The organism is Bacillus sp. 01N45, from assembly GCF_056399205.1.
Genome location: NZ_JBFTQW010000044.1, coordinates 1 through 526 on the forward strand (window position 1 = coordinate 1; position 526 = coordinate 526).

General features: G+C 58.6%; 1 rRNA gene. It reads right to left on the reverse strand.

The features are described from left to right. Positions 1–526 (reverse strand): 16S ribosomal RNA (locus AC1DMU_RS29575); the annotation flags it as partial.

Sequence of the window (526 nt, forward strand, 5' to 3'; positions counted from 1 at the left end):
CCAGAGACCTGCCTTCGCCATCGGTGTTCCTCCTGATATCTGCGCATTTCACCGCTACACCAGGAATTCCAGTCTCCCCTACATCACTCTAGTCTGCCCGTACCCACCGCAGAACCGGAGTTGAGCCCCGGTCTTTCACAGCAGACGCGACAAACCGCCTACGAGCTCTTTACGCCCAATAATTCCGGATAACGCTTGCGCCCTACGTATTACCGCGGCTGCTGGCACGTAGTTAGCCGGCGCTTCTTCTGCAGGTACCGTCACTTTCGCTTCTTCCCTACTGAAAGAGGTTTACAACCCGAAGGCCGTCATCCCTCACGCGGCGTCGCTGCATCAGGCTTTCGCCCATTGTGCAATATTCCCCACTGCTGCCTCCCGTAGGAGTCTGGGCCGTGTCTCAGTCCCAGTGTGGCCGGTCACCCTCTCAGGCCGGCTACCCGTCGTCGCCTTGGTRRGCCATTACCTCACCAACAAGCTGATAGGCCGCGAGTCCATCCCCCACCGATAAATCTTTCCACCACCTGCC